General features: G+C 69.9%; 19 protein-coding genes and 1 pseudogene. 10 read left to right on the top strand and 10 right to left on the bottom strand.

What is annotated here, in order from left to right; translation table 11 throughout:
- The first annotated feature begins 22 nt into the window (after positions 1-22).
- On the top strand, positions 23-1,534 hold the full coding sequence (locus H1D24_RS27920; RefSeq protein WP_181660473.1) for a putative glycosyltransferase family protein: 1,512 nt from the start codon (positions 23-25) through the stop codon (positions 1,532-1,534).
- A gap of 30 nt (positions 1,535-1,564) precedes the next feature.
- Here H1D24_RS27920 and H1D24_RS27915 read toward each other — a convergent pair whose 3' ends face one another.
- From H1D24_RS27915 to H1D24_RS27900, 4 genes are all read right to left on the bottom strand, one after another.
- On the bottom strand, positions 1,565-3,277 hold the full coding sequence (locus H1D24_RS27915) for a glycosyltransferase family 2 protein (protein ID WP_181660472.1): 1,713 nt from the start codon (positions 3,275-3,277) through the stop codon (positions 1,565-1,567).
- Positions 3,274-5,553: a CDP-glycerol glycerophosphotransferase family protein gene (locus H1D24_RS27910; protein WP_181660471.1), complete on the bottom strand. Its 2,280-nt coding sequence runs from the start codon at positions 5,551-5,553 to the stop codon at positions 3,274-3,276. Before H1D24_RS27910 ends, H1D24_RS27915 begins: the two co-directional genes overlap by 4 nt.
- 197 nt (positions 5,554-5,750) lie before the next feature.
- Positions 5,751-6,701: an ABC transporter ATP-binding protein gene (locus H1D24_RS27905; RefSeq protein WP_309484462.1), complete on the bottom strand. Its 951-nt coding sequence runs from the start codon at positions 6,699-6,701 to the stop codon at positions 5,751-5,753.
- Positions 6,694-7,629, bottom strand: coding sequence for an ABC transporter permease (locus H1D24_RS27900; RefSeq protein WP_181660469.1), 936 nt, complete (start codon positions 7,627-7,629; stop codon positions 6,694-6,696). The genes H1D24_RS27905 and H1D24_RS27900 overlap by 8 nt, the downstream gene beginning before the upstream one ends.
- 216 nt (positions 7,630-7,845) lie before the next feature.
- Between H1D24_RS27900 and H1D24_RS27895 the strand changes: the two genes are divergently transcribed.
- Positions 7,846-8,457 carry a TetR/AcrR family transcriptional regulator gene (locus H1D24_RS27895; RefSeq protein ID WP_374064397.1) on the top strand — a complete coding sequence of 204 codons (612 nt, stop codon included), beginning with the start codon at positions 7,846-7,848 and terminating at the stop codon, positions 8,455-8,457.
- Between the two features lie 71 nt (positions 8,458-8,528).
- Here H1D24_RS27895 and galE read toward each other — a convergent pair whose 3' ends face one another.
- The 3 genes from galE to H1D24_RS27880 all read right to left on the bottom strand — a co-directional run bounded on the left by galE (position 8,529) and on the right by H1D24_RS27880 (position 12,568).
- Positions 8,529-9,509 (bottom strand): UDP-glucose 4-epimerase GalE, encoded by a 981-nt coding sequence (gene galE / locus H1D24_RS27890; RefSeq protein ID WP_181660467.1) that lies wholly within the window; start codon positions 9,507-9,509, stop codon positions 8,529-8,531.
- An 88-nt stretch (positions 9,510-9,597) separates the two neighbouring features.
- Entirely contained in the window at positions 9,598-11,253 is a 1,656-nt protein-coding gene (locus tag H1D24_RS27885) for a glycosyltransferase family 2 protein (RefSeq protein ID WP_181660466.1), read from the bottom strand.
- 19 nt (positions 11,254-11,272) lie between these two features.
- Entirely contained in the window at positions 11,273-12,568 is a 1,296-nt protein-coding gene (locus tag H1D24_RS27880) for a glycosyltransferase family protein (protein WP_181660465.1), read from the bottom strand.
- Between the two features lie 784 nt (positions 12,569-13,352).
- On the opposite strand from H1D24_RS27880, the gene H1D24_RS42680 reads away from it, so the two are divergent.
- A complete protein-coding gene (locus tag H1D24_RS42680) occupies positions 13,353-15,416 on the top strand; it encodes a glycosyltransferase family 39 protein (RefSeq protein ID WP_258564357.1) in 2,064 nt (687 codons plus the stop codon).
- A gap of 34 nt (positions 15,417-15,450) precedes the next feature.
- Here the strand turns inward: H1D24_RS42680 and H1D24_RS27870 are convergent, their stop codons facing one another.
- On the bottom strand, positions 15,451-16,026 hold the full coding sequence (locus tag H1D24_RS27870) for a MarR family winged helix-turn-helix transcriptional regulator (RefSeq protein WP_181660464.1): 576 nt from the start codon (positions 16,024-16,026) through the stop codon (positions 15,451-15,453).
- A 129-nt stretch (positions 16,027-16,155) separates the two neighbouring features.
- On the opposite strand from H1D24_RS27870, the gene H1D24_RS27865 reads away from it, so the two are divergent.
- Positions 16,156-16,566 (top strand): organic hydroperoxide resistance protein, encoded by a 411-nt coding sequence (locus H1D24_RS27865; RefSeq protein WP_181660463.1) that lies wholly within the window; start codon positions 16,156-16,158, stop codon positions 16,564-16,566.
- A 93-nt stretch (positions 16,567-16,659) separates the two neighbouring features.
- Here H1D24_RS27865 and H1D24_RS27860 read toward each other — a convergent pair.
- Together H1D24_RS27860 and H1D24_RS27855 are read right to left on the bottom strand one after the other, a co-directional pair.
- Positions 16,660-17,043, bottom strand: a pseudogene (locus H1D24_RS27860) (hypothetical protein); the annotation flags it as partial.
- Between the two features lie 111 nt (positions 17,044-17,154).
- Positions 17,155-17,961, bottom strand: a complete 807-nt coding sequence (locus tag H1D24_RS27855) for a class I SAM-dependent methyltransferase (protein ID WP_181660462.1) — start codon at positions 17,959-17,961, stop codon at positions 17,155-17,157.
- Between the two features lie 298 nt (positions 17,962-18,259).
- Between H1D24_RS27855 and H1D24_RS27850 the strand changes: the two genes are divergently transcribed.
- The 6 genes from H1D24_RS27850 to H1D24_RS27825 all read left to right on the top strand — a co-directional run bounded on the left by H1D24_RS27850 (position 18,260) and on the right by H1D24_RS27825 (position 26,325).
- Positions 18,260-19,519, top strand: coding sequence for a glycosyltransferase family 39 protein (locus H1D24_RS27850; RefSeq protein WP_258564356.1), 1,260 nt, complete (start codon positions 18,260-18,262; stop codon positions 19,517-19,519).
- A gap of 33 nt (positions 19,520-19,552) precedes the next feature.
- Positions 19,553-19,699, top strand: coding sequence for a hypothetical protein (locus H1D24_RS27845; RefSeq protein WP_181660502.1), 147 nt, complete (start codon positions 19,553-19,555; stop codon positions 19,697-19,699).
- Positions 19,700-19,799: 100 nt separating this feature from the next.
- Positions 19,800-20,408, top strand: a complete 609-nt coding sequence (gene rfbC, locus H1D24_RS27840; RefSeq protein WP_181660461.1) for a dTDP-4-dehydrorhamnose 3,5-epimerase — start codon at positions 19,800-19,802, stop codon at positions 20,406-20,408.
- A 3-nt stretch (positions 20,409-20,411) separates the two neighbouring features.
- Positions 20,412-22,394: a glycosyltransferase family 2 protein gene (locus H1D24_RS27835; RefSeq protein WP_181660460.1), complete on the top strand. Its 1,983-nt coding sequence runs from the start codon at positions 20,412-20,414 to the stop codon at positions 22,392-22,394.
- A 42-nt stretch (positions 22,395-22,436) separates the two neighbouring features.
- Positions 22,437-24,059 (top strand): glycosyltransferase family 2 protein, encoded by a 1,623-nt coding sequence (locus H1D24_RS27830; RefSeq protein WP_181660459.1) that lies wholly within the window; start codon positions 22,437-22,439, stop codon positions 24,057-24,059.
- 745 nt (positions 24,060-24,804) lie between these two features.
- Positions 24,805-26,325, top strand: coding sequence for a bifunctional glycosyltransferase/class I SAM-dependent methyltransferase (locus tag H1D24_RS27825; RefSeq protein ID WP_181660458.1), 1,521 nt, complete (start codon positions 24,805-24,807; stop codon positions 26,323-26,325).
- Position 26,326 lies beyond the last annotated feature (1 nt).

The raw sequence follows: 26,326 nt of genomic DNA, 5'->3' as shown, positions 1-26,326 counted from the left end.
CCCACAACCTATCGTCGAGTTCATGATCGCGGTGGGCGTCGTCAGGGCCCTCGGCCGGAACGGCGTGCAGGGCGTTGTTCTGCTCGTTCTTGTGCTGATGCTCGCCGTCGTCGTCCGGCTGCCCTGGGTCGGGGATCTCGGGATTCACGCGGCCACGACGGAACGGCTGCGGCACAGCCTGCTCGATCCGGGCAACCCGCTCGTCGCGGAGGACACACCGAGCCCGTACTACTCGCCGTGGATGCTGCTGCTCGGCTGTCTCGCCAAGGCCACGGGCCTCTCGGTGTTCGTCGTCCTGCGGATCGCCGCGCTGATCAGCCTCGCGTTGCTGGTGACGGGCGTGCGGCACTTCGTACGGACGTTCAGCACGCGCCGGGCGGCCGTGCCCCTCGCTCTCCTCTGCGTGCTGTTCCTGTGGGGCACGGAACTGTTCGCGTGGAGCGGCTTCCTCGGGCTGAACTCGCTTGCCCTGACCGTTTCCTACCCCAGCACGTTCGCGCTGGCCCTGGCCTTCCACTTCTGGGCCCTGCTGAGGAAGGCGCTGCCGGGACCGGCGGGATGGTGGACCTTCGCCGGGCTGGGGCTGATGTGGGCGGTCATTCTGCTCAGCCACCAGTTCTCGGGTGTGGTGGCGTCGCTCGGGGCCCTCGCCCTGGTGCTGGGGGCGCGGCCCTGGCCCGGCCGGGACGCCTGGGCTCGGCTGGGCGCCGGGCTCGCCCTGGGGGTGGTGGCCCTCGCGGTCTGGCCGTACTACGACTTCTTCGCGCTCTTCGGCACCCAGGACCTGGACGCCATCCACCGTTCCCTCTTCCGCGACGTGCTTCCGCGCTTCTGGCTGGTGCTCGTCGGAGTCGCCGCGCTGGCGGTCCGGTGGCGCCGTGATCGGCGCGATCCGCTGGTGATCTTCTTCCTGATGGGCGCGCTGGTGTTCATGGCCGGCCGGCTGACCGGCCACTACTCATGGGGGCGTGTCCTGCCCGCCGCCCTGATCCCGGCGCAGCTGGCGGCCGCGCTGGAGGCCGCGGAGTGGAGCGGCAGGCGGGCGGGATCTCCCGCCACGCGACCGGCGACGCTCTTCGCTGCGGTCCTCGCCGCCGCGCTCCTCGTGGGCGCGTGGACCCAGGCCGGGACGCTCGGCTACGCGATCCGCCCCGGCCTGCTGCCCATGGCCGTGGCCGACAAGTACCGCAAGCCCTGGAACGGCTACCACTGGATCACCCCATGGGTGTCGTACGGGGACGTGGTGATGGCCAAGACCTTCCCGGCCCGGCAGATCCCCGCGTACGGGCCCTACACCGTGGCGCCGGGCTACCCGGACTTCTTCCTCCCGGACCAGCAGCAGCGCCTGGACGCGGTCGAGCGCTACTTCGCCGCGGGCACACCTCGAGCCGAGCGGCTCGGCATCCTGCACCGGTACGGCGTCCGGTGGATCGTGCAGCGGCCCCGCGACGGCGGTCTGCCCGCCCGCGACCCGGGGCTGCGGCGGGTGACGTCGGGGCCGGGCGGACAGATCCTGTACGAGGTCGTCGGCTGAGCCGTCCCGTACGTACCGTGCCGGACGCCCTCAGGCCAACGCCCTGGCGACCGTCCGAGCAGCCTGGCACACCCGCGTCCTCGCGGCCCGCCGTGCCAGCGGCCGCACGACGTGTGCGGTGAGGCCGAGGGGTTTCCAGCGGATCTGCAGCCGTCCGGCGCCCCGGCCCTCCGGCTCGACCGTCACCCGATGCGGGGCGCCTCCCCGCCGGTAGTCGACGCGGGCGGTCATCGCAGGGAAGGAGAGCGGGGCGAGCAGCAGTCCGGTGTTGCGCTGCCGCTGCTGCTCGAGTTGCAGCACCGGGTGGCGGACGCCGTCGAAGCCGTGCACGGGCAGGGTGGCGGCGGACAGGTCCAGACGCACGCCGCCCTCGAAGACGCCGGGCCGCACCGGGTCCAGGCGGAACGGCGTGGTCAGCCGGCGGCGTCCGGGGGTGACGGCGAGGGCCGCGATGTGCGGGCCGACGGGAAGCCGCAGCCCCGGATCGTAGGTGCGGATCCGCAGGTCGACGCAGACGCCAGGCCCGCGCTCCACAACTGTGACCTCCGTGATCTCGTGGCGGAACCGCGCGCTCTGGAAGGGCCGGGCCTCCAGCCCTTGGTCGGTGAGGTCGAGTTCGTGCCGCCCGGACTCGGTGTCGGGCACCTGCTCGCCCCAGTAGATCCGCCCCGCCTCATCGGCGGTGACCGCGCGTGGCGCCACGCCGTGGCCGAGGCCCCGGGCGGCGAGCCGGGCGTCGGCGAGGCGTCCTTCGCGTACGAGCTGGAGGACCACCCGTTCGTCGCGCGGCAGCCGCTCGTACGCGCCCGGCGCGAGCGTCGCGAGATACGGGTTGACGATCTCCGCGAAGCCGGCCAGCCACTCCTCGTCGCGGTACGGCAGGTCGCCCGCGTACATACGGAAGTCGTGCTTGAGGAACTTGTGGTCCTTGTCCTCGCGGACGGCCTCGTGCCCGCTCTCGACGAGGAAGTCGTCGATCAGGGTCTGGACGTGTATCCGGTCCCGGACATTGGCGAGCATGTGCCGCTGGTTGGATATCGAGGCGGCTTCGGCGTCGGCGTACGGATCTATGTACCAGCGGTAGACCGGCTCCGGGACGATCGTGAAGGACTCGGCCAGGCAGTACGCCTGCGCGGAGAACAGCTGGTCCTCGTAGTGGATGCCCTCGGGGAAGCGCAGCCCGTGCCGGTCCAGGAAGGCGCGCGCGTACATCTTGCTGGTCGACAAGTGCTCGAAGAACAGCCGGGGTTCGGCCTCGATGCCGGGCACCGTCCGCCGTTCGGCGACCAGACGGGGCATCCAGGTCGACTTGGAGCCGGTGTCGACCCGGATCCGCTGGACCGCGCCCATCGCGAAGTCGATGTCGCGTTCGCGGTGCGCGGCGAGGAGCAATTCGACGGCGTCGTCGGTGAGTTCGTCGTCGCTGTCGAGGAACATCACATACGGGGCGCGGGCGACGTCGAGCGCGCGGTTGCGCGGTGCGCTGCAGCCGCCGCTGTTCTCCGGAAGCCGCAGACTGATGATGCGGTCGTCCTCGGCGGCAAGGGTGCGCGCCACCTCGGGGGTGCGGTCCGTCGAGTGGTCGTCGCTGATGACGATCTCGATGTTCGCGTGCGTCTGGCGGCGCGCCGAGGCGACGGCGCGCGGCAGCCGCTCCGCGTCGTTGTAGACGATGACGACGACGGTCGCATCGGGCGCTGCCGCAGGGGCCGACAGGGGTGAAGGGCTCGGGTGGGGGCTCATCGGGGTGCGGCCTCCTCAGGGGTCGGCGCGGGCGTGCGCTCGTCGATGGGCACGACCGGCGGCAGCGACTCCTCGCTCTCGCCGAGGAAGACCCGGCGTACGACCCGCTCCGCGGCGTGCCCGTCGTCGAACTCGCAGAAGCGGCGGCGGAACGCGGCCCGCGCCTTCGCGGCGGTCTCGTCGCGCCAGGCGCCCGAGGTGAAGATCTCCGCCAGCTCGTCCTGGGTGCGGGCGATCCGGCCGGGCGCCTCCTCCATCAGGTCGAAGTAGACACCGCGGGTCTTCGCGTACGTCTCCCAGTCGTCCGCGTACACGACGATCGGGCGGTCCAGGTTGGCGTAGTCGAACATGATCGACGAGTAGTCCGTGACCATCGCGTCCGAGGCGAGCGCCAGCTCCTCCACCGGGTCGTACGACGACACGTCGATGATCCGGCCGCTTCTGCGCAGCCAGGCCGGCGGGGCCGCGGCGCCGCTGTAGAAGTAGTGGCCGCGCACCAGGAGCACGGTGTCCTCGCCGAGCCGTTCGGCCAGCGAGGCGAGGTCCAGACGCGGAGTCCAGGTGGCCTCGTAGTCGCGGTGCGTGGGCGCGTACAGGATCGCCGTCCTGCCGGGCGCGATGCCCAGTTTCTCGCGGATCGCGAGGATGTCGTCGGCGCCGGCCCGGTAGAAGACGTCGTTGCGCGGATAGCCGTAGTCGAGGGATGTGTAGTGCGCGGGATAGGCGTGCTCCCACACTTCCGTGGAGTGGCTGTTCGCCGAGACGCTGTAGTCCCACTTGTCGACACGGGCCAGCAGGCCCCGGAAGTTGAAGCCCTTGGAGACCGCCGGATACTCCCGCTGGTCCAGGCCCATGCGCTTGAGCGGGGTGCCGTGGTGGGTCATGACGTGGACGGCCTCGGGGCGCTTCACCACGGCGCCCGGGAAGTTGACGTTGTTGACGAAGTACCTGGCGCGGGCCATGACCTCCCAGTAGCGCCGGGTGCCGGCCACGACATGGTCGGTGCCGGGTGGCACCAGCGGCGCCCTCGCGGCGGAGACCGTCCACACCGGGTAGATGTGCGGGGCGAGCCTGGCGAGTTCGGCGGCGATCGCCGCGGGATTACAGGCCACGCCGCGGTCCCAGTACGCCGAGAAGACGGCGAGGCAGGGGTCGACGGGGCGGCGGAGTTCGCGGTGGTAGCGGAAGTCGCGGACCCTGGCGCCGACCTTGGCCCTGACCTTGCGCTTTCGCGTCGCGAGCGCTGATCTGGCCTTGTGCTGCCGGTGGTTGGCGGCCTGCAGCAGGCGGTACTTGACGTATGCGTCCTGTTCGAGGAGCGAGCGCTGGACGCCGCCCAGTCCCGCGGGGCGGGCATGGCCCTCCGGGCGCCAGGCGACCGCGGCCCGTGAGGCGCGATGGAAGAACTCCCGTACGAGCGGCTCCGACAGTCCGCCTCGCGCGATGATCCGCAGCCACTCGGAGACCATCACGTCGTAGACGGTGGCGCGCAGCGCGGCGGGCGCCCCGGAAACGGCCATGAGCCGCTGTACGTCCTCGTACTGGCCGATCTGCGCGTACAACTCCTCGGGAGTGGGCGGCGGCAGACTCGCGGGCCTCAACTGCCGGTGGTCCAGGCATACGTGGCCGAAGCAGGCGACGGCCGTGGAGCACAGCAGTGTGGCGTACGCGGCGAAAAGCTCGTCGTCGGTGGGGGGTTCGGGGCCGGCCCCGTGGGGTCCGCTCGGGTCCGGCGCGCGGAACTCGGCGGCGTGCGCGTGCCAGAACTCCGCGCGCAGCGCCCGGTTCCCCAGCAGCGGTGCGACCCGCAACAGGCCCGGGAAGTCCGTGAGGGCGACGGGTGCGGGGCCTGCCTTGGCCAGGACCCGGCTGTCCCGCCCGGCTGCCCCCTGGCTGTTCCAGGTCGAGCGGACGTGGTCGAAGAGCAGGACGTCCACCGAGTCGGGGAGGCCGCCCGTGTGTTCGGCAACGGCACGCTGAGCCCCCGGAGGCAGGGCGTCCTTGCTTCGCACGAACTGCAGCCAGCGGCCGGTGGCCTGCTCGGCTCCCGCCGCCCGCGCTGCCGCGTCGGTCGTGTCCTGGGGGAGGGCGACGGGGACGATGCGGGGGTCGCGGGCGGCGTGGACCTCCGCGACCCGCTGGGCGGAGGGGCCGACCGCCGCGACGATCACCTCGACGTCGGCGCCGGGGTCGTCCAGGCAGATAGCGTCCAGGGACTCGTCGAGATGCCCCTGGACGTTACGTCCGTACACGATGACGCTCAGGCTTGGCTGCACACGGACTCCTTGCCCTCGAGCGGTACCGCGAGCTCTCCATAGCGTAATAAGTCATCGCTTGATGCGACAAAAGGGATACGTACGGTTGGGTCTCGGGACGGGAGTCACGGGCGGAAGTCTCGAGACCGAGCCTCAGGAGGATGCCCTTAGGAGGATGACTCAGGGGGATGGCTCAGGAGGATGCCTCAGGGGATGCCTCAGGAGGGAAGAGGGATCTTGGGCTTCGCCGAGGCCGCCTTCTTGCCGCTGGGCTTCTTGGCGCTGGGCTTCTTGCCGCCGGTGCCGCTGCTGCCGCCGGTGAAGGCTTCGTACTCCTCGAGCACCTCCTCCGTCGGCCCGTCCATGCGCAGCTGGCCGCGTTCCAGCCAGAGCACGCGGTCGCAGGTGTCGCGGATGGACTTGTTGTTGTGGCTGACGAGGAAGACCGTTCCGGCGTGCTTGCGCAGCTCGCGGATGCGGGCCTCGGAGCGCTTCTGGAACGAGCGGTCGCCGGTGGCCAGCGCCTCGTCGATCAGCAGGACGTCGTGGTCCTTGGCGGCGGCGATGGAGAAGCGCAGCCGGGCCGCCATGCCGGAGGAGTACGTACGCATCGGAAGGGTGATGAAGTCGCCCTTCTCGTTGATGCCCGAGAAGTCGACGATCTCCTCGTAGCGCTCGCGGACCTCCTCGCGGGACATGCCCATGGCCAGCCCGCCGAGATGGATGTTCCGCTCGCCGGTCAGGTCGTTCATCAGGGCCGCGTTCACACCGAGCAGCGAGGGCTGGCCGTGGGTGTAGATCCGCCCGTTCTCCACGGGCAGCAGTCCCGCGACGGCCTTGAGCAGCGTGGACTTGCCCGAGCCGTTGGTGCCGATCAGGCCGATGGCCTCGCCCTTGTAGGCGGTGAAGGAGACGCCCCTGACCGCGTGCACCGTGCGGACGCCCGCGGCCTTGGCCGCCCGGCCGGGCCGCAGGATCCGGCTCAGCGCGGCGGTGGCGGTGCCGCGGCCGCCGCTCACGCCGTTGACGCGGTAGACGACGTCGACGCGGTCTACGACGACGGTGGGGACGGGGGACTCGCCGGGGTCGGCGCCGGCGGTTGCCGAGGTTCCGGCGGCGCCGGTGGTGTCGCGGGGGGTGTCGGGTGCGGTGTCGGGTGTCTCAGCCACGGCCGTACTGCTCCTCTGCCTGCCAGAAGTAGATGAATCCGCCGACGCCCGCGAGCAGCGCCCAGCCCAGGGCCCAGGCCCACACATGGTCGGGGAGCTGGCTCGCATGGAAGCTGTCGATGAGCGCGAACCGCATGAGGTCGATGTAGATGGCCGCCGGATTCGCCTCGAGCACGACGCGCACGGCGTCCGGCAGGTTCGTGCGGCTGAGTACGTGGTCGATGCTCCACATCACACCGGACACGTACATCCAGGTGCGCAGCACGAACGGCATCAGCTGGGCGATGTCCGGGGTCTTGCTGCCCATGCGGGCCATGATCAGCGCAAGGCCGGTGTTGAAGGTGAACTGCAGCAGCAGAACGGGGATCACCAGCACCCAGGACAGGGTCGGCGGCACACCGAAGACGAGCAGGATCACGACCAGTGCGCACATGGAGAACAGCAGCTGCTGGAGCTGCTGTAGGCAGTACGAGATCGGCAGCGCCGCCCGCGGGAAGTGCAGGGCGCGTACGAGGCCGAGGCTGCCGGAGATCGCACGGGTGCCGGTCATCACGGAGCTCTGCGTGAACGTGAACACGAAGACGCCGGTGACCAGGAACGGGACGTAGTCCGGGACGCCGTGCTTGGTGTTCATCAGCACGCCGAAGATGAAGTAGTAGACCGCCGCGTTCAGCAGGGGCGTCATGACCTGCCAGAGCTGGCCCAGCTTCGCCTGGCTGTACTGGGCGGTGAGCTTGGCGGTGGCGAACGCTGCGATGAAGTGCCGCCGGGCCCACAGCTGGCGGACGTAGGCGGACAGCGAGGGGCGCGCGCCGCTGACGGTCAGGCCGTAGCGGGCGGCGAGGGCGGCGGCGTCTTCGGCCGGCTGCGCTGTGGGGGGCGCCGTCCGGGGTGCTGGCTGGGGGGTGGCATCGAGGACCTGACTCACGTCGCTGCTTTCACTCGGGTGTCAGGGAGGCTGAGGCGCGTACGACCGATCGAGATGGCCGCGTCGGGACGGGACGCCTGTCGGGACGGGACAAGACGTCGGGACCACACGACCACATAAGACGTCGGGACGGGACCGTTTCGTCGTAACGCCGAGAGTAGGACGCTCTTACGTCGGAACGCAACCGTTTCGTCGTAACGTCCTATGCTGGTCTGTATGACGACGAACGACGCCCAGCAGCGCCGCAGAGCCCCAGCCGGGGCGGCCGTGCTCCGCGAGGATGTGACGGAGGCCATCCGAGCCGCCGTCTTCGAGGAGCTGGCAGCGGTGGGCTACGCCCGTATGTCCATCGAGGGCATCGCGCGCCGCGCGGGCGTCGGCAAGACCGCCGTCTACCGGCGCTGGCGCTCCAAACTGCACCTCGTACTGGACCTGGTCTCGGCGGTGGCGGTGCAGGGTCTGCCGATGCCGGACACGGGGTCGCTCGAGGGCGACCTGCGCCTGCTGTACGAGGTGACGTCGCGCGCCCTGCGCCACCCCGTGGCCTCGCAGATCATCCCGGATCTCCAGGCGGAGGCGGCGCGCAATCCCGACATCGCGCAGGCCATGCAGAAGGCGCTCCGCGAGGGGCAGCACGGAGTGGCGAGCGGCATCCTCCGCTCGGCGGCCGCCCGCGGCGAACTCCGTGAGGATGTCGACGAGGACCTCGCCCTCGACCTGATCTCCGGCCCGTTGTACTGGCGGGCCGTGGTCGTCAGGGGCGACCTGTCCAAGGGCTATCTGGCGAGTTTGACGGGGGCCACGGCGGCGGCGTTGCGCGCGCTGTGAGCCTACGGGGAGCCTGGTTCAGGGTGTTCCCGCTGGTTCGTTGTTCCCGCTGAGTTCTGGGCGGACAGGGCCTAGTTGCGGCCCGCCTCCGGATGCAGCCGTACCCATCCCTCCCACGCCGACGTGATCATGTCCTCTACGTCGTGCTTCGCCTTCCAGCCCAGTTCCGCTGCGATGCGGTCGGCGGAGGCGACGACCCGCGCCGGGTCGCCGGGGCGGCGCGCCGTCACGGTCGGCGGGGTCTCGTATCCCGTCACCTCGTTGATCCGGTCGATCATCTCGCGGACCGAGACACCCTCGCCCCGGCCGATGTTGAGGGTCAGATCCGTCCCGGGGGCGGCGGCCAGGCGGCGGGCCGTGGCCACATGGGCCTCGGCCAGGTCCACCACGTGGATGTAGTCGCGTACGCATGTTCCGTCCGGCGTCGCGTAGTCCGCACCGAAGATGCGTGGCGCTGCGCCTTCCGTCAGCTTCTCGAAGACCATCGGCACGACGTTGAAGACGCCCACGTCGGCCAGTTCGGGTGCCGCTGCGCCTGCCACGTTGAAGTAGCGCAACGACGCCGTCGCCAGCCCGTGGGCGCGGCCCGCCGCACGCACCAGCCACTCGCCCGCCAGCTTCGTCTCGCCGTACGGGCTCATCGGGAGGCACGGTGTCTCCTCGGTCACCAGGTCCACGTCCGGCATCCCGTACACCGCGGCGGACGAGGAGAACACGAACGACGGGACGGATGCGGCCACCACGGCCTCCAGCAGGACCCGCAGGCCCTCCACGTTCTCGTGGTAGTAGCGCAGCGGCTCGTCCACCGACTCGCCCACCTGCTTCTTCGCCGCCAGGTGCACGACGCCGGTGATGCCGTGCTCGGTGAGTGTCCGGTCCAGCAGCTCGGGGTCCAGGGTCGAGCCGATGACGAGGGGTACGCCGTCGGGGACGCGCTCGGCGATTCCGGTGGACAGGTCGTCGTAGACCACGGCCGACTCGCCGGCCTCGGTCATGGCGCGGACGACGTGCGCCCCGATGTAGCCGGCCCCGCCGGTGATCAGCCAGGTCATGGTCGATGGTCACCTGTCCCGTCGTGTCGTTCGTGCGTACGTATTAGTGAACCAGGCCACCAGGCCGCCCGGTCGGCCACCGGGCCGATCACTGGAACAGTCTCGCCGCCCTGCGCCGCGCGGCATCCGCCACGCCGCGCGTCCCCGGTGCCAGCCGCACCGCGAGGGACCCGGAATGGGTGGCGTACGGCTGTACGAGCAGGATGCCTTGGCGGCGGCTGGGGAGGACCGAGCGCCGCAGCAGGCCGGGGCCCGCGGCGGCGTGGGCGGTCGTCTCGCGCCACGTGCCGTCGTGGAAACGGAGCCGCAGACGCAGGTCCCAGACGCCGGATGCCAGCGCCGCCAGGTCCACGAGCACATCGGCGGACCAGGTGTCCCCGTCGTCGGGATCCGGGGCGAAGGCGGCCGTCCTGCGCAGGCCGGGACTGCCTCGCTGCCGGTCCACGAACTCGACGTCGACGGACTCGGGCCCCGCGGCTCCCACCCGCCCGTACAGCTCGTGCAGGCGGAGCCGCAGTCGTGTGGCACGCGCGCGTGGCCGCAGTTCCGCGTCGACCGCCACCGGGAGTACGTGCATCGGACGGAGCAGCAGATGGTCCAGGCTCACCTGGGGCAGGTCCTGTGACCACACCGGAGTGCCGTCGGCGGCCCGTGCGTAGGGGGGCAGCAGCCGCGCCGGGCGGGACGCCAGCTCTTTCAGACGGGGCAGGTCGCGCGGCTCCTCGGAGGCGAGGACGACGCGGGCGACGACGCGGCCGGGGGCCGGGGCCCGGTCGAAGTCGGCCGCGTCGAACGTCTCCAGGTACGCGCGCGTGAGAGCCCACCAGGCGCGGCGGTAGCCGGGGCCGCGCAGCTCCAGTTCGCGCGCGTACATCCGCAGCGGGTGATCGAGGGAGTAGGCGCGGACCGCCCGTGCCAGCTTCTTCTCGCCGGCGGCCAGCAGGATCTCGACCGCCTGACGTTGGGCCGCCGTCCGGGCGCGCCAGTTGTCGATACCCGAGCGGTCGAGTGAGATCGACAGCTGTTCGGCGGCCCGGCGGACGTGCCATACGTAAACCGCGTCCCGGATCAGTGCGATGCGTGGCGCGGCAGCGAGCACGCGTGCGCTGAAGACGACGTCCTCGTACGGGAAGCGGCCATCGGGGAAGCGGATCGTGTGCTCGCGCAGGAAGGCGGCGCGGTACAGCTTGCCGACGCAGAGCGCGTCGCGGACGAGGGCCGGGCGCCTCTCCGGGCGGGCGACGAGGGTGGGTCGCTCGTGGAGCTCGGGCAGCCAGGGCGTCTCGCGGCAGGGGTGCGCGGCGCGGCGCCCGCGCCCTTCGCGGGATTGCTCGTCGTGGCCGGGCGGCAGTTCGCGGCGTACGCACAGGCCGGACGCGATGTCGGCTCCGTGCGCGACGGCGGAGTTAAGCAGGGCGGTCGCCGCACCCGGCGGCAGTACGTCGTCGCTGTCGAGGAACATCACGTACGGGGACGTACAGGCGTCGGTGCCGTCGTTGCGGGGCGTGCCGCAGCCGCCGCTGTTGGCGGTGCGGCGGATCACCTTCAGGCGTGGGTCCTCGGCGGCGAGCCGCTGCAGGATGTCGCCGCTGCCGTCCGTCGAACAGTCGTCGACGGCGATCACCTCGCGGACGGCGGGCTCTTGGCCGAGCGCCGAGCGCACCGCGTCCGTCACGTGGGCCGCGTCGTTGTAGCCGATCACGACGACGCATACCTGTGGCGGATGAGAGGGCGCCAGTTCCATAAGATGAAATCTTAGGTCTTCAGAGCATTTGTCCGGTGTGAGGTCGGCTGTCCGATGTGGGGGGCCGACTGGACCGCCACAGCCGCCGGAAGGACAGCACCGCCGCGGCGATGAGCAGCCCGTTGCGTACGAGCATCACCAGGCAGCCCGTCCAGGTGCCGCCCGTGATCTGCGTGTACAGCACGGGATAGGCCAGCGCGCTCACGCCGGCCGCGGCCGCGAGCAGCGCCGCCACGGGGCGTTGTGTGGTGTGCCGCGAGGTGAGGCAGACCGCGGCGAGGCCGAGGAGCCAGATCATGTACTGCGGGCTGATCACCCGGCTTGTGACGGTGAAGAGCAGGACGGCGCAGAGTGCGGCGTCGTACGGGGTGGCCTCGGTCCACCGGCGGGCGCACAGCCGCCACAGCAGGAGCAGGCAGAAGGCGGCCGCGGTGAGCAGCAGCGACAAGGCGGCCACCGTGGACACGTACGGGCCGGTGAACTCCATCGCTCCGAACTGGTATCGCACCTTGCCGGGCCAGCCGACCCGCCGCGCGAGCCCGAGCGCCGTGCCGCCCAACGACTCGATCTGCACACCGCGCTTGCCCTGTTGGCGCAGAAAGGACAACGGGTGTTGGAAGGCGAGGGCCAGGACCAGCAGCAGGGCACCCGCCGAGACCGCCGCCGCGGTCCAGGCCTCTCTGGTGGTACGCCCGCGCGGCGTTCCCAGCAGCGTCAGCGCGGGCCACACCTTCACGAGCGCCCCCCCGGCGGCGAACGCACCGCACGCGCGCGTGGAGCGTGAGAGGGCCAGCAGCGCGAACACGCCGAGGGCGGTGGCCTGCACGTCGTACCGGACGAGCGGGATGTGCAGGAGGAGTGGGAGGCCGGCAATCCAGAAGACGGCGCCGTGCAGGCTGCGTCCCGGCCGCTTCCCGACGCGCAGGAGCGCCATCGCCACCAGCGCGTCGGCGGCGAGCGTGAGTGCGACGAAGGCCTCGAAATAGGTGAGGGACGGCAGCGCCGGTGACAGCCACGAGGGTGACAGCAGCGCGGGTGAAAGCAGCACGGGCCCGGCGCCCGGTGGGTACTGCCACATCGGGTCGTCCACCGGGAAGCCGCCGTGCGTCAGGGTGACGTACCAGCGGAAATAGTGCTTGTGGACCTCGCGCGAAACACCGCCTCCGCCCAACGGGCCCCATTCGTCGTGCAGGAGAAGCCACAGCATGAGCGCGCGTGTCGCGAGCCAGGCGACGGCCAGGCAGGCGACCGCTGGCGGGCGCCTGAGGCGCGCCGGGCTCGGCTCGGGCGGCGAGGAGGTACGGGCCTGAGGCATGGGGCGGGTCCTGGACCGGGGCAGCGGGCGCGTCATCGCGGGAAGGGTAAGGCGTTCACCTGCCTACCGCCCGATAGGCCGTCAATACCGAGAAAAGGTGAGCTAATACCACAAAATCGGATTCATGTCTGCACAAGCGACCACATCTCGCAAGGAGCTCCTCGACGCGCGGCCCTTTCCGGCCCCGCTCCCCGCGCGGCTGGAGCGGCGGAGGTTCCGCTTGCCGTCCGCGCGGCCGAAGGGGTGCCCGGATGAGCGGCTCAAGAGCGGGGAGCCGGCGGGCGGGGAGCAAGCGGGCGGGGAGCCACCAGGCGGGCAGTCGCCGGTTGCTCAGCCCTCGGATACGCAGCCGCCCGGCGGGCGGCCTGTGGCCGAGCGGTCTCGGGGCCGGTGGTCAATGGGCGGGTGGTGGCCGCTGGGTGCGCGGTCTGGACGTCAGCGGTCCTTGGGCGGACGGTCGCGAGGCCGACAGTCCCAGGACCGGTCTCTGGACAAGGACCGGCATCTGGACAAGGACCGGTCTCCGGAAATCGACCGGTCTCTGGACAAAGTCACCACCCCACGTGTCACCGATCCACGTGGTACCGCCCCACGTGGTGCCAACCCACGCATCACCGCCACACGAGTCACCGCAGGGGCAGTCGACTCCCGGCGTGGTATCGCCGCCCGAGTCACCCGCGCGCGGGCCGACACCACAAGCGGCAATGCCGTCCTGAGCCGCGCGGCCCTCCTGAGCGGCGCAGCTGTCCGGCGGCTCGCCGTCGTACTGCTCCCGGCTCTTGCCATGTTCGGCGTGGGCCTGTGGGGACTCGAGCGCGGCACGATGTGGCGCGACGAAGCGGTCACCTTCGAGGTCGCCCAGCGCTCACTGCCCGAGATCTGGCGTCTGCTGCACACCTCGGACGCGGTGCACGGCCTGTACTACGCCCTCATGCACTTCGTCCTCGGCGGCCAGCCCGGCGAGTTCGCACTGCGGCTCCCTTCCGTGTGCGCGGCCGCCGTCACGGCCGGCCTCGTCGCCGCCATCGGCGCCCGTCTGGCACGCCCGCGTGTCGGCCTGTGGGCGGGCCTGCTCTACGCGGCCACGCCGATGGCCGGCTATTACGCGCAGGAAGGCCGCTCCTACACCATGGTCGCCGCCGGAGCCGCCCTGGCGACGCTGCTCCTGGTGCATGCGGTGCATGCGGTGGGCGGCGAGGCCCACGCGCGCGTGCGCTGGTGGTTCGCCTACGGCGCCGTCGTCGCGGTCACCGCCCTGCTGCACGAACTCTCGATCCTGCTGCTCCTCGCGCACGGGGTGACGCTGCTCGTCTCCCGGGTGCCGCGGCGTGTGTGGTGCGGCTGGGCATGTGCCGCGGTGGCCGCCGTACTGGTAGTGCTGCCGCTGGTGCTGGCCTCACAGGGGCAGTCCGGTCAGGTCGCATGGCTGAAAGCGCCCGACGGGGACGACGCGGAATACCTGCTGCGCTCCTTCGCGGGCCCGAGCCAACTCGTCCTGGCCGTCTACCTCGTACTTGCCGCAGTGGCCCTGCGCGCCCCGCTGCCGCGGGCTCGCGGAAGCCGGGCGGCCACGGATGTGGCGCCGACCCGCAGGGGCGGCGCGGTCTCGCGTGTGTCGTCGACCCGCAGGCCCGGCTCGGCCTCGTCGGTGCCGCCGACCGCCCGGGAAGGGACGGCCTCGCCGGTATCACCGACTCGTGAGGTCGCGGCACCCTCACGCATCGCGGCGCCCTCGCGAGTACCGCCGGCTCGCACAGGCGGGACGGCAGCGCGTACGTCGTCGGCCCGCTGGGGCGAACTGTCGCTGAACGCGGTGGCGTTGCCGCTCGTCCTGCTGCCGCCCGCCGTCCTGTTCGCCGTCTCTCAGCACTGGCCGCTGTACAACGCGCGCTACGTTCTGTTCGCGCTGGCGGGCGCACCCCTGCTTGCCGCGGCTGGTGCGGAGCGGATCGTTTCGTATGTGGGCCTTTTGGTGGGCGCACGCGCGCGTGTCCACGGCGGGGCCGCCGATCGCGGTGCGACCACGACCAGAAAGAGCTACAGGACCCCCGGAGGCTCAGCAACCACCCGAGGCTCAGTGACCACCCGAGGCGCAGCGACCAACCGAGGCGCAATCACTTCACGAGGAGCAAGTACCACCGCAGGCGCAAGAACCACCCCAGGCGCACTGGCCCCCAAAGGCACAGCGACCACCCGCGGCAAAGCGGCCACCCGGGTAGGGGCGCGCCCCTACGCCGGAGCCCTCGCCGGTGTTCTCGCCGTGGCCGTCGCCTTCTGCTGGCAACTGCCGGTGCACCGGCACGACCGGACGGCCGGACACCGGCCGGACGACCCGGCGGCCATGGCGGCAGTAGCGGCCCGGGTGGTGAACCCCGGCGACGCGATTCTGTTCCTGCCGTCGGCAGGGCGGCGCACCGCCCAGGCGTACCCGAAGAGCTTCCGAGGCGTGTACGACGTCGCCCTGCAGACGAGCGGACCCGACTCAGGCACCCTCTACGGGGTGGAGGAGGGGCCGGAGCAGCTGTGGCACCGGCTGGCCTTTCTGAACCGGCTGTGGGTGCTGGCCGAGCCCAACGCACTGCGGCCCGACTGGTCCCCGCGGAATCCGACGGAACGGGCGAAACTCGCCGCTGTCCAGCAGCAGTTCATGCCGCAAGCGGAGTTCGAACGGCCCGGGGGCGTACTGCGGCTGTACGTCAGGCAGCAGGCGGAACCGGCAAGCGCCTCGGCGGGTACCTCGGTGGGCCCGGAGTACCAGGAGTACCCGGAGTACCAGGAGTACCCGCAGCCGCCGTCGCCGCCCATGGGCCCACAGAACCCGGCGCAGCTGCACTTTTCCGTGCCGTAGCAGTACCTGTCGTCGTGGCGGGCCGCCGAAGTCGTCACTCGCAGACCGGGACCCCCTCCAGCGCCGCCGCGTCCAGAGCCAGGGTGAGACGGTCCAGGCGGGCACGGAGGTCGCGGATCTCCCTGAGGTCGAAACCGGTGGCCGCCGCGATCCGGCGCGGCACCACCAGGGCCTGTTCGCGCAGGTCGGCGCCCGCTTCGGTGAGGTTGACGCGGACGGACCGCTCGTCCTCGGCGCTGCGCTCACGCCGTACGAGACCGGCGGCCTCGAGTCGCTTCAGGAGCGGGGACAGCGTCCCCGAGTCGAGCCGCAGATGCTCGCCCAGCCGTTTCACGGGCAGCTCGCCGTGCTCCCACAGCACCAGCATCACCAGGTACTGCGGATAGGTGAGCCCCAGTTCCTTGAGCACGACGCGGTAGACGCTGTTGAAGGCCCGCGAGGCGGCGTTCAGGGAGAAGCAGATCTGCCGGTCCAGACGGAGGAACTCCTCGGCGGGCACGGCGGACGGGTCGGACGGGTCGGACGAGTCGGACAGATCAGGCAGTGCCTCGGCCTTGTCGGGCAAGTCCCGCACGACCCCCTCGGAAGCGGAAAGCGGCGTCTTGGTCATGCCCCCAGGATAGTCCAACGCAAGCCATTTAGTTGTGCACAACTTAATTGTGTGCTGTAGTAGTGCCCGCAAGGCGGCCTACCGAGGCCGCCCGGACACCGCACCCGGACACACAGAGGGATGGTTCTGATGGACGCGCTGTACACCGCCGTCGCCACCGCCAACGGCCGAGAGGGTCGTGCCGTCAGCTCCGACGGCCAGCTGGACCTGCCGCTGGCCATGCCGCCGGCCCTAGGCGGCAACGGCCAGGGCACCAACCCGGAGCAGCTCTTCGCCGCGGGCTACGCCGCGTGCTTCGCCAGCGCCCTCGGCCTGGTCGGCCGCCAGGCGAAGGTCGACACGAGCGATGTGTCGGTGACCGCCGAGGTCGGCATCGGCAAGGACGCCACGAGCTTCGCGCTCGCCGTCACCCTGCGCGTCGAGCTCCCCGACTCCCTCGCCGGCGAGACGGGCGAACTGCTCGTCAAGCAGGCCCACGAGGTCTGCCCCTACTCCAAGGCGACCCGCGGCAACATCCCGGTCGAACTCGTCGTCGAGTAGGGCCGAGTAGGTCGAGCAAGACGAGCAAGTGGAGCAAGTCGCGAGCAAGACGAGCAAGACGAGCAAGACGAGCAAGACGAGCAAGTCGAGTAGTCAGCCCGCCGGGCTTCCCCACCTCGAGCTGGACCCCGCCCTCGACACACCCCCGTCGACCCGCGTCAGGACCTCCCCGATCCGCCCGTTCCGCGCCACCACCACCGCCTCCTCCGGCACCTGTTGGCCCTCGGCAAGCAGGAGCCACCGCAGGTGGTACCGGCGCACGATCGCGGTGCGCTCCGCGCGGGTCGACGTCGGGGCCAGGTAGGCGCGGACGGCCTGCACTCGGCGGCCCCGCTCCCGTTCGCCGAGGGCGGGGTCGGGCCAGGCGGGGGCCATGAGGTTGGGCCCGCAGGCCGCGAGCGACCGCTTCGGCGGGTACCCGTCGGTCAGGACGACCTCGCGGGGCCGGATGTGCCGCGCTGCCCACTCACACCTGGGCCCGGCCGCCGCATGAGGCCGCTGCCGCGGTGTGGTGCCGGTGGCGCCGCGAGCCGTCCGCCGGTCGGCCGTTGCCGTGGTCACCGCTGCAACCGGCGACTGCTCGAGGCCTCAGCGCCCCGTCTTGGGCCTGACCAGAGCCCGGGACACCACCGGCGGCAGCAGCTCGAGCGCGAGACGGCGCGCGCCACGCGGACCGGGGATCGCGTTGATCACGCGGATCACCGGATCGCCGTCGATCTTCTCGTCCGCGACCACGCGGTCCACGCGGTCAGCTGCCCAACTGCGCACCGCCCGCTGGAACGGCTCGGGGTCGCCCCATGTCGCGTACAGCTTGGCCGCCGACAGGCACACCGGCCTCAGGCCCTTGGTGAACACGGCCTCCCAGGCGGCGGCGGCCACCCCCGGCACGTGCTCGGTGCGGTAGTCGTCGATCGCGACGATGCCGTGCTTGCGCAGGACGCTCCGGGCGATGTCGATGTCGCCGCTCATGTCCTCGTACGTGCGCGAGGCGTCGATGTGCACGAAACGGCAGCTGTCCCGCTCGATCCGTGATGCGAGTGCGGTGGTCCTGCCGTGCACGATGACAGGCAGATTCTCGTGAAACGCAAGGTAGTTGGCCTCGAAGGCCGCTCGCGTCAGGGTCTGGCGGTAGAAGGCCAGAGTGTCCCGGCGGCTGTACAGCCCGTGCGACTCGACGCCGAACAGGTCGCACACCGTGAACGTTTCTTCAGCGCGCAGATGCTCTCCCAGCAGGATGGCGCTCTTGCCGAGGTAGCACCCCATCTCCAGGAGGTCGCCCGGCTCGGTCGCGGTGGCATCGAGCAGGACGCGGAAGAGGTCCTGGTCGATGGCGCGGAACCAGCCCGGTACCTCGTTGAGACTGCGCGCTGTTCCTGGTGCGGTCTGGGTCGTCATGGTGATCAACTCGCTTCGTGATCCGGCCGGACGGCTGGCCCATGGATGGCTCCCCGCCAGTCCGGCGCTCGATCGGGTGAAGCGAACAGACACGGGAAACCGGGGACTCGGACCGTGAACGAGTACGAGGCCTCGGGATTACGGGGCCCATGGGCCTTCCGGGTGAATACGGAAAGTGATTTGCCTACCGGGACACGAGGAATCCGCTGGCGACTGAAGAAACGTATCGCTTAAGTATGTTCATCACTGAAGCGTCGGGTCGTATCCATCGCCATGTGCGGTGCTACGTTCCTCATCCATGGGCATGAGTATGCGAGCGTTGTCTGATTCACGGGCCATGCGGAGGGGGCAAGTTGTCGCCGTCGCCGTCGCGGTAGTGATCTGTCTCGCGATCAGACTGTTCTTCCTCCTCACGACGCACGGGAGAGCAGACGTTGATATCTTCCACGGATTCGCGAGGGCAATCGAACAGTTCGGTCCCATTCGTGTCTACGAGCAGCCGCTGCATGGGCTTCCCGTCTATAACCATCCGCCGCTGGCGGGGTGGATGCTGCTCGGGATGAGTGAACTCGAGCGAATGGGGATCCCCTTTCTGGTGCTCATTCGCTTGCCAGCGACGCTTGCCGATGCAGTCTCCGTAGTGCTCGTCTTTGAAATTGTCAGGCAACGCGCCCGTGTTCACACTGCGGTGGTCTGCGCGTGGACCGTGGCCCTCAGCCCGATCCTGGTCTGTGTATCCGGGTATCACGGGAACACCGACCCTGTCGCGGTCATGTTCGCGCTGGCCGCGGCTTACCTGCTTGCGGACCGGAAGCGGCCCTTGGCCGCGGGACTGGTCGCCGCGCTGTCGGTGAGTGTGAAGTTCATCCCCGTCGTGGCGATCCCCGTCCTCCTGGTCGTGGCCGCGCGCGGCGGACAGCGCGTGCTGGTCCGTTTCAGCGCGGGGCTCGCCGGGTTGATGACGCTCGTCTGGGGGCCTGTCCTTCTGACAGTGCCGGGTGCCCTAAAGGACAACGTCCTGAACTACGAAGGCAGCCGTTATCGCCTTTGGGGCCTTATCAGGTTCGCCGACTGGCTCGATGTGCCGGAACCGGCCATCGCTTTCGCCAAAGGCCCGGGCCACCTCCTCTTCGTGCTGCTCTGCGTCGCCGTCGGCGTCTGGCTGGCCTGGCTGCGTCCGGACGGGGCCCCGGTCGTTGTGGGGCTGACCTTGGCACTTCTCCTGCTGCTGTCCACGGCCTCCGGTGCCCACTACCTGTCCTGGGCCGTCGTCGGACTGTGTGTCAGTGGCATGTGGGCAGGCCTTGCCTACAACGCAGTCGTCGGAGTCGTTGCCTACCTCGCCTACACGGGAGGCTCCATCGTGATCTGGAGCAGGGAGACGCTGTTGCTCGGCGCATTCGGCTGGGCCGTCCTCGCGGCGGGCATCGCCAGCGGCATGTACAGGCTTCTCATCCGCCCGGGCGCCACAGCCGGGAACCACCTCCAAGCACTGACGAAGATCGGTGCCCCCCGTTCCGAGAGAGCCTCCGAACTCGCCGACCACTCGGCCAAGTAAGCATATTTCCAAGCGAAGATGAGGAACTACCCCGTGACGCAGACCCCGGCTCCCAGGATCGGCATCCTGGTCGTCGCGTACAACGCCGAGTCGACCCTGCGGACATCGCTGTGGACCTGGACGCGATCGTTCATGGTCGTACTCGGGCTCATCACGGTCATGGCGGGGCAGCAGAGCTGAGGACACACGTTCCGCTCGGGCACCCGCCGCCCCGCAACCTCTCGTACGGCTTCCCAGTTGTAGGTATTGGTCAATATGGCGAAATGAGAGGTCTGCTCAGATGCGTCCACTGACGATCGAGGGTGCGTGGGCGTGGGAGCCCAGGGTGTTCCCGGACGAGCGCGGCGCCTTCCACGAGTGGTTCAAGGAAGGCCCGTTCCATGAGGGCGCGGGACGGTCCCTGAGCCTCGCCCAGGCCAACTGCTCTGTCTCACGCAGGGGCGTGCTGCGTGGCATCCACTACGCCGACGTCCCGCCCAGCCAGGCGAAGTACGTGAAGTGCGTGCGCGGAGTGGTGCTCGACGTGATCGTCGACATCCGCGTCGGCTCGCCCACGTACAAACAGTGGGAGGCCGTACGCCTCGACGACGTGGACCACCGCAGCGTGTTCCTCGCGGAGGGCCTCGGCCACGCCTTCATGGCACTGAGCGACGAGGCGACGGTGGTGTACCTCTGCTCGACCCCGTACACGCCGAGCCGCGAGCACGGCATCCACCCGCTCGACGAACAGCTCGGCATCGCCTGGCCCGAGGTGTTCGAACCCCTCCTCTCCGCGAAGGACGCCGAGGCGCCCACCCTCGCCGAGGCCGAGCGGGCTGGGCTGCTGCCGCGCTACGAGGACTGCCTGGCGATGTACGCCAGCCACAGTCCCGCACTGCTCGGATGGTGAGACATGACGGTCAAGGTCAGCGTCGTCGTCCCCGTCTACAACCCGGGCCCGTACATCGAGGACTGCATCGCCTCGCTGCTGCGTCAGAGCCTCCCTGACGACGAGTACGAAGCGGTCTTCGTGGACGACGGCTCCACGGACGAGACCCCGACCCGCCTCGACGAACTCGCCGCCCGGCACCCGCATATGCGCGTCCTCCACCAGGAGAACTCCGGGTGGTCGGGCAAGCCCCGCAACGTGGGTATCGAGGCGGCGCGCGGCGAGTTCGTCATGTTCGTCGACAACGACGACTGGCTGGGGGACGAGGCGCTCGAGCGGATGTACGCGTACGGCGTCGAGCACCAAGCGGACGTCGTCATCGGGAAGATGGCCGGCAAGGGCCGCCCCGTACCGCTGGAGCTGTTCCGCGTGAACCGGCCCCGGGCCGACGTCATGAACGCCCCGCTGATCGACAGCCTCACCCCGCACAAGATGTTCCGCCGGTCGTTCCTGGACGAGCGCCGGCTGCGTTTCCCGGAGGGGCGGCGGCGGCTCGAGGACCATGTCTTCGTCACCGAGGCGTATCTCACCGCGGGCAGCGTCGCTGTCCTCAGCGACTACGTCTGCTACTACCACGTCAAGCGCGAGGACGCCTCCAACGCCGGTTTCCAGCGCATCGACCCGGTGGGCTACTTCCGCAACCTGCGGGAGGCCCTCGACGTCGTCGAGAAGTACACCGAGCCCGGACCACTGCGGGACAGGCTGTACCGCCGCTGGTTCCGCAACGAGATGATCGAGCGGATGCGCGGCGGCCGGCTGCTCGGCTGGCCGGAGGACTACCGGCACGAGATGTTCCGCGAGATCCACAAGGTGGCCGTGGAGCGCTTCGGGCCCGGCGTCATGACGGGGATGCTGCCCACGCAGCAGGTCGTCGGCGCGCTGATCAAGGCGGACCGCTACCCGGACATCGAGGCGCTCGCCCGGTGGGAGAAGGACATCAGGCCGGGCGCCGAACTGACCGGCCTGGAGTGGGAAGGCGGCACGCTCCGACTCGCTTTCACCGGCGAGATGCGCGTCAGCAAGGAGCCGATGACGTTCCTGCACAAGGGCGAGGAGGGCCTGCTCGACATCCCGATCGAGACGGCGGGCCGGGACGTCGTGGCGCTGCAGGACGCCGACATGTCCGCCCGTACCGGCAAGACGAAGATCGATCTGGTGGTACGGGAACGCTCCACGGCCGCCGAGTTCTACCAGCCCGTCGAGTTCACCAGGCAGCGCATGGACGGCCAGGAGGCGGACCGGTTCAGGCTGGTGCTGCGTGCGACAGCCACGATCGACCCGCAGTCCGCGGCGGGCGGCGCGCCGCTGACGCGCGGCATCTGGGACGTCTTCGTACGGATCCATATCTGCGGCTGGACCAAGGAGACCCGCCTGGGCGCCGTGCGCAGCGAGGCCGCCCGGGCGGGCCGCCGCGCCGCCTTCCTCGGCGAGCCCGCGCGGCTCGTCCTGCCGTACTGGACCGAACCCCACGGCAATCTGTCGCTGGACGTCGGCCAGGCGACCTCGCGATTCGCGTACGACCTCGCGGACCTCGGCGTCCGGGAGGTGCGCGTGGACGGCGCGGATCTGGTGGCGCACCTGCCGGTGCAGGTCGCCGAGGAGGCCGAGGCACTGCTCCACCTGTCCGGGAACGCGGGCGCGGAGCGCACGGTGACGGCCCGCGCGGTGGTGACCGCCGCCGAAGGACGCTCCGGGTCGGTGCTGCGCGCCGGGCTCTCCGACCCGGAACTCGCCGAGGGGGACTGGCGGCTGGAGCTGAGCCTGTGTGACGAGCCGGAGCGTCGCACCCGGCTCCCCCTCGTCCTGATCGTCGGCCCCGGAGGCGCGTTCTGCCTGCGTCGCCCGCACGAAGGCGCCGCCCAGCATCCCGTACCGCCTCCCCGTAAGCCGCGGCCCGGTCTGCTCCGGCGGGCGATGCGCAGGGCGCAGCGGCTCACTGCCCGCTGAGTACCGCCCTGGGCTCCACCACACACCGACCACGAGGTTCCCATGCTCAAAGTCAGCGTCGTTGTACCCGTCTACAACGCGGGCCCCTATATCGAGAAGTGTGCGGAAACGCTTCTTCGGCAGAGCATCGGCCCGGACGCGTACGAGGTCGTCTACGTCGACGACGGCTCCACCGACGACTCGGCGGAGCGCCTCGACCGGCTCGCGGAACGCCACCCTCATGTGCGCGTCCACCACCAGGAGAACTCCGGCTGGCCGGGCAAGCCGAGGAACGTCGGCGCCCGGATGAGCCGCGGCGAGTACGTGCAGTTCGTCGACCAGGACGACGAACTGGGCCTCGAGGCGCTGGAACGGCTCTACGCACTCGGCAAGCGCAACGGATCCGACATCGTCCTCGGCAAGACGGCGGGCACCATGGCGGGGTCCAGCAACGTCTTCGCCCGCACCATCGACAGGTGCACCGTCGAGACCCACACGCTGTTCGAAAGCCTGACCCCTCACAAGATGTTCCGGCGGGAGTTCCTGCTCGAGAACGAGATCAGGTTCCCGGAGGGGCGGTGCCGGCTCGAGGACCAGCTCTTCATGGCTCACGCCTATTCGGTGGCGAACTGCGTATCGGTCGTGGGCGACTATCCCTGCTACTACTGGATGCGCCGCGAGGACGGCAAGAACACGAGCAGCAGAGGGCTCGTCGTCGACGAGTACTTCGGCTATCTGCGGAAGGTCGTCCAGACCGTCAAGGCCCATACGCGGCCCGGACCGGTGCAGGACAAGATGCTGCGCCGCACGTACCGGGTGGAGATCCTCCGTCAGGTGTCCGAGCCCTACGCACTGAGCAGCCACCGGCAGATCGAGGAGCGCTACGAGGCCGTACGGAAGCTCGTCCTTGAGGAGTTCCCCCCGTCGGTCCTTGCCGGCCTTCCCGCGGTGGCGCGCCTGAGGGGGCACTTGCTGGAGCAGGGGCGTCTCGACGCGCTGTGCCTCCTGGCCGGCCGCACCAAGCAGATGGCGCCCCGTGCCGAACTCGGCAGGCCCCGCTGGCATGAAGGGGCACTCACCGCGCCGGTGCGGCTGCATCTCGTCCATGCCGACGGCAAGCCCCTGACGCTCGTCGAACGCCGGGGACGGCTGCTGCTCGATCCGGCGCTCACCGAGGGACTCCCCGGTGCGGAGGAGTGGGAGGCGGGCGACCCCCTGAATGCCGCCTACGGCGAAATCCGGCTTTCACACCGGGGACAGCACATCGGCTGGTATCCCGAATCGGACTTCGGGGTCCGTCTCGAAGACGCGGGTCGCGGCAGGAAGAAGCCCGTGGTGTCCGGAACCATGCGGATCGATCCGCTCACCGCGGCCGGAGGCGGTCCCCTGGAGCGGGGCGTGCACGACGTCTCCGCGTTCTTCCAGTTCCTGGGACTCGGCCGCAGTGCGGCGCTCCGCGGCGACTGGAAGAGCCAGCCGCTTGCCGGACAGGCGGTTCAGGTGGGCACGCCCACCCGCACGGTCATCCCGTACTGGACGGCGAGCCGCCAACTCGCCATCGACATCGGTGAGTTCTACCACCGGCTGAGCGATGTTCCGGGGCGGGTCGCGCTGAGGCAGCGGATCCGCGTCCCGGCACCCGTCCGACGGCCGCTGGGGAAGGTGCTGCGTTACGTGCGGCGGTGAGGCGGCGGCAGCTGGCCCCTGCCTGGGAGAGGGGCACGGCAGGCGCCTCGGGCGACCGGGCGCAGCTAGATCAGGGGGGGTGCGCTGTCCGCACTTGTGGCGCACCAATGCGGCAGCGGCCGGCGAGAGCCGGACCGTGTCGGCGGTCACGTGGACGAAGGTCGTGCCGTGAGGGCACTTGCACGCTCCTGCCCAGGCGGTGCAGGAGCAGGTCCACCCCAACGAGGTGTACTTGGCCCGGAAGCGGCTGTATGGATCTGCTCAGCGATCCGCGCTCAGGTAGAGAACGACGATGGGGCATCAGGATTACGCGGGCTGTGCACCTTCTGGGTGATTCCCGAAAGTGATTTCCTACCGCAGTGGTGCGAGGGGTGCTGGCGTGACGTATCTCATTGGACTCGTGGAGCGCATAAGTATTTTCATCGTGAGAGGGAGCCGTAGTTCTGAATCGTCTCTTCGGTGCTACGTTCCTGGTCCATGGGCATGAGAATGCGAACGTGGTCTTATCTATCGGCCGTACGAAGCGGGCAAGCGGTCATCGCAGTCGCGCTGGCGACGGATGGGCAGTCCTCACCGTGGGCATCGCCAGCGGCATGTACAAGCTCCTCGTCCGCCCGCGGACCGCGGACGCTAACCACCTTCGTGAATTGAAGAAGGTGGGGGCGCCCCCGTTCCGGAAGGACCTCCGACCTCGCCGACCACTCGGCTAAATGAACGTGTCCAAAGCGAAGATGGGGAATCACCCGTGACGGAAAATCCGGCTCCCAGGATCGGCATCCTGGTCGTCGCGTACAACGCCGAGTCGACCCTGGAGAAGACCCTCGACCGTATCCCCGCCGGCTTCAGGTCGCGCATCGCCGAGATCCTCATTCTCGACGACGCCAGCCACGATGGGACCTTCACTGCCGGCTGCCGCTGGTCACAGCTCGAGGGCAGGCCGAAGAGTGTCGTCATGCGGCACACCAAGAACCTGGGCTACGGCGGAAATCAGAAGGCCGGCTACGCACTGGCCATGGAGCGGGGCCTGGACATCGTGGTGCTGCTGCACGGCGACGGCCAGTACGCCCCCGAACTGCTTCCGGAAATGGTTGCGCCCATTGAACGCGGTGAGTGCGAGGCCGTGTTCGGGTCGCGGATGATGGACTCCAAAGGCGCTCTCAAGGGCGGCATGCCGATGTACAAGTGGCTCGGCAACCGCATCCTCACCCGCTGCGAGAACCGGCTGCTCGGGTCGGATCTCACGGAATTCCACTCCGGTTACCGTGCCTACAGCGTCGATGCGCTGCGCAGGCTGCCGGTGGACCGGAACACCGACGACTTCGACTTCGACACCCAGATCATCGTCCAGCTGCTCCATGCGGGGATGCGGATCAAGGAGATCCCCATCCCCACCTACTACGGCGACGAGATCTGTTACGTCAACGGGATGCGCTACGCCAAGGACGTCATGAAGGACGTCCTGGAGTACCGGCTCGCCCTCAAGGGTTTCGGCACCTGCTCGTGGATTCCCAAACCGGCCGCGTACGCCTTCAAGGAAGGCGACGGCTCGTCGCACTCGGTCATTCTCGAGAAGATGCGCGGTCTACCGGCCGGCCGGGTCCTCGATCTGGGCTGTTCCGGCGGACTGTTCGCCGAACGCCTCCAGGCGCTTGGGCACCTGGTGACGGGAGTTGACTACATCGAGGTTCCGGGCGTACGGGAGCGGTGCTCACATTTCGTCCTGGCAGACCTGGAAGCGGGCCTGCCGGAGGAGATCGACGGGGAGTACGACTACGTCGTCGCCGGGGATGTCATCGAACACCTCTCCCGGCCCGAGCGGCTGCTCTCGCAAATCAGGGATGTGCTGCGGCCCGGCGGACAGGTGCTGGTGTCCGTGCCCAACTTCGGCCACTGGTATTCCCGTCTGCGCGTCGCGCTCGGGGTCTTCGACTACGACCGCCGCGGCATTCTTGATGAGACGCATCTGCGCTTCTTCACCCGCGGCAGCCTGCGCCGGACGGTCAGGGCGGCGGGATACGACGTCCTCGACGTGACCACCACGGGCGCACCCTTCTGGTCCGTCCTCGGCGGCGGGCCCGTCGCCCGGACACTCGGCGTGGCGTCCAGGTTGCTGACCCGCGTCAGGCCGACCCTCTTCGGCTATCAGTACGTCGCATCGCTCACTCCGCATGCGGCACAGACGATCATTGCGGGGGAGCACATCGATGTCCAAGACCTTCTCAACCGTCAGTTCACCCCTGCCGACAGGGCCCAGGCAGGCGTCTGAC

Origin of the sequence: Streptomyces himalayensis subsp. himalayensis, from assembly GCF_013778455.1 — a bacterium.
Taxonomy (GTDB): Bacteria; Actinomycetota; Actinomycetes; order Streptomycetales; family Streptomycetaceae; genus Streptomyces; species Streptomyces himalayensis.
This window is presented reverse-complemented; position numbering and strand designations above follow the sequence as displayed.

What these genes read in the sequence shown, in the direction of transcription:
- H1D24_RS27835 (WP_181660460.1), top strand. Translation starts at nt 20,412, where the DNA reads ATGACGGTCAAGGTCAGCGTCGTCGTCCCCGTCTACAACCCGGGCCCG.
- H1D24_RS27885 (WP_181660466.1), bottom strand. Translation starts at nt 11,253, where the DNA reads ATGGAACTGGCGCCCTCTCATCCGCCACAGGTATGCGTCGTCGTGATC.
- H1D24_RS27915 (WP_181660472.1), bottom strand. Translation starts at nt 3,277, where the DNA reads ATGAGCCCCCACCCGAGCCCTTCACCCCTGTCGGCCCCTGCGGCAGCG.
- H1D24_RS27920 (WP_181660473.1), top strand. Translation starts at nt 23, where the DNA reads ATGATCGCGGTGGGCGTCGTCAGGGCCCTCGGCCGGAACGGCGTGCAG.
- galE (WP_181660467.1), bottom strand. Translation starts at nt 9,509, where the DNA reads ATGACCTGGCTGATCACCGGCGGGGCCGGCTACATCGGGGCGCACGTC.
- H1D24_RS27865 (WP_181660463.1), top strand. Translation starts at nt 16,156, where the DNA reads ATGGACGCGCTGTACACCGCCGTCGCCACCGCCAACGGCCGAGAGGGT.
- H1D24_RS27855 (WP_181660462.1), bottom strand. Translation starts at nt 17,961, where the DNA reads ATGACGACCCAGACCGCACCAGGAACAGCGCGCAGTCTCAACGAGGTA.
- H1D24_RS27880 (WP_181660465.1), bottom strand. Translation starts at nt 12,568, where the DNA reads ATGCCTCAGGCCCGTACCTCCTCGCCGCCCGAGCCGAGCCCGGCGCGC.
- H1D24_RS27870 (WP_181660464.1), bottom strand. Translation starts at nt 16,026, where the DNA reads ATGACCAAGACGCCGCTTTCCGCTTCCGAGGGGGTCGTGCGGGACTTG.
- H1D24_RS42680 (WP_258564357.1), top strand. Translation starts at nt 13,353, where the DNA reads ATGTTCGGCGTGGGCCTGTGGGGACTCGAGCGCGGCACGATGTGGCGC.
- H1D24_RS27895 (WP_374064397.1), top strand. Translation starts at nt 7,846, where the DNA reads ATGACGACGAACGACGCCCAGCAGCGCCGCAGAGCCCCAGCCGGGGCG.
- H1D24_RS27830 (WP_181660459.1), top strand. Translation starts at nt 22,437, where the DNA reads ATGCTCAAAGTCAGCGTCGTTGTACCCGTCTACAACGCGGGCCCCTAT.
- H1D24_RS27850 (WP_258564356.1), top strand. Translation starts at nt 18,260, where the DNA reads ATGGGCATGAGTATGCGAGCGTTGTCTGATTCACGGGCCATGCGGAGG.
- rfbC (WP_181660461.1), top strand. Translation starts at nt 19,800, where the DNA reads ATGCGTCCACTGACGATCGAGGGTGCGTGGGCGTGGGAGCCCAGGGTG.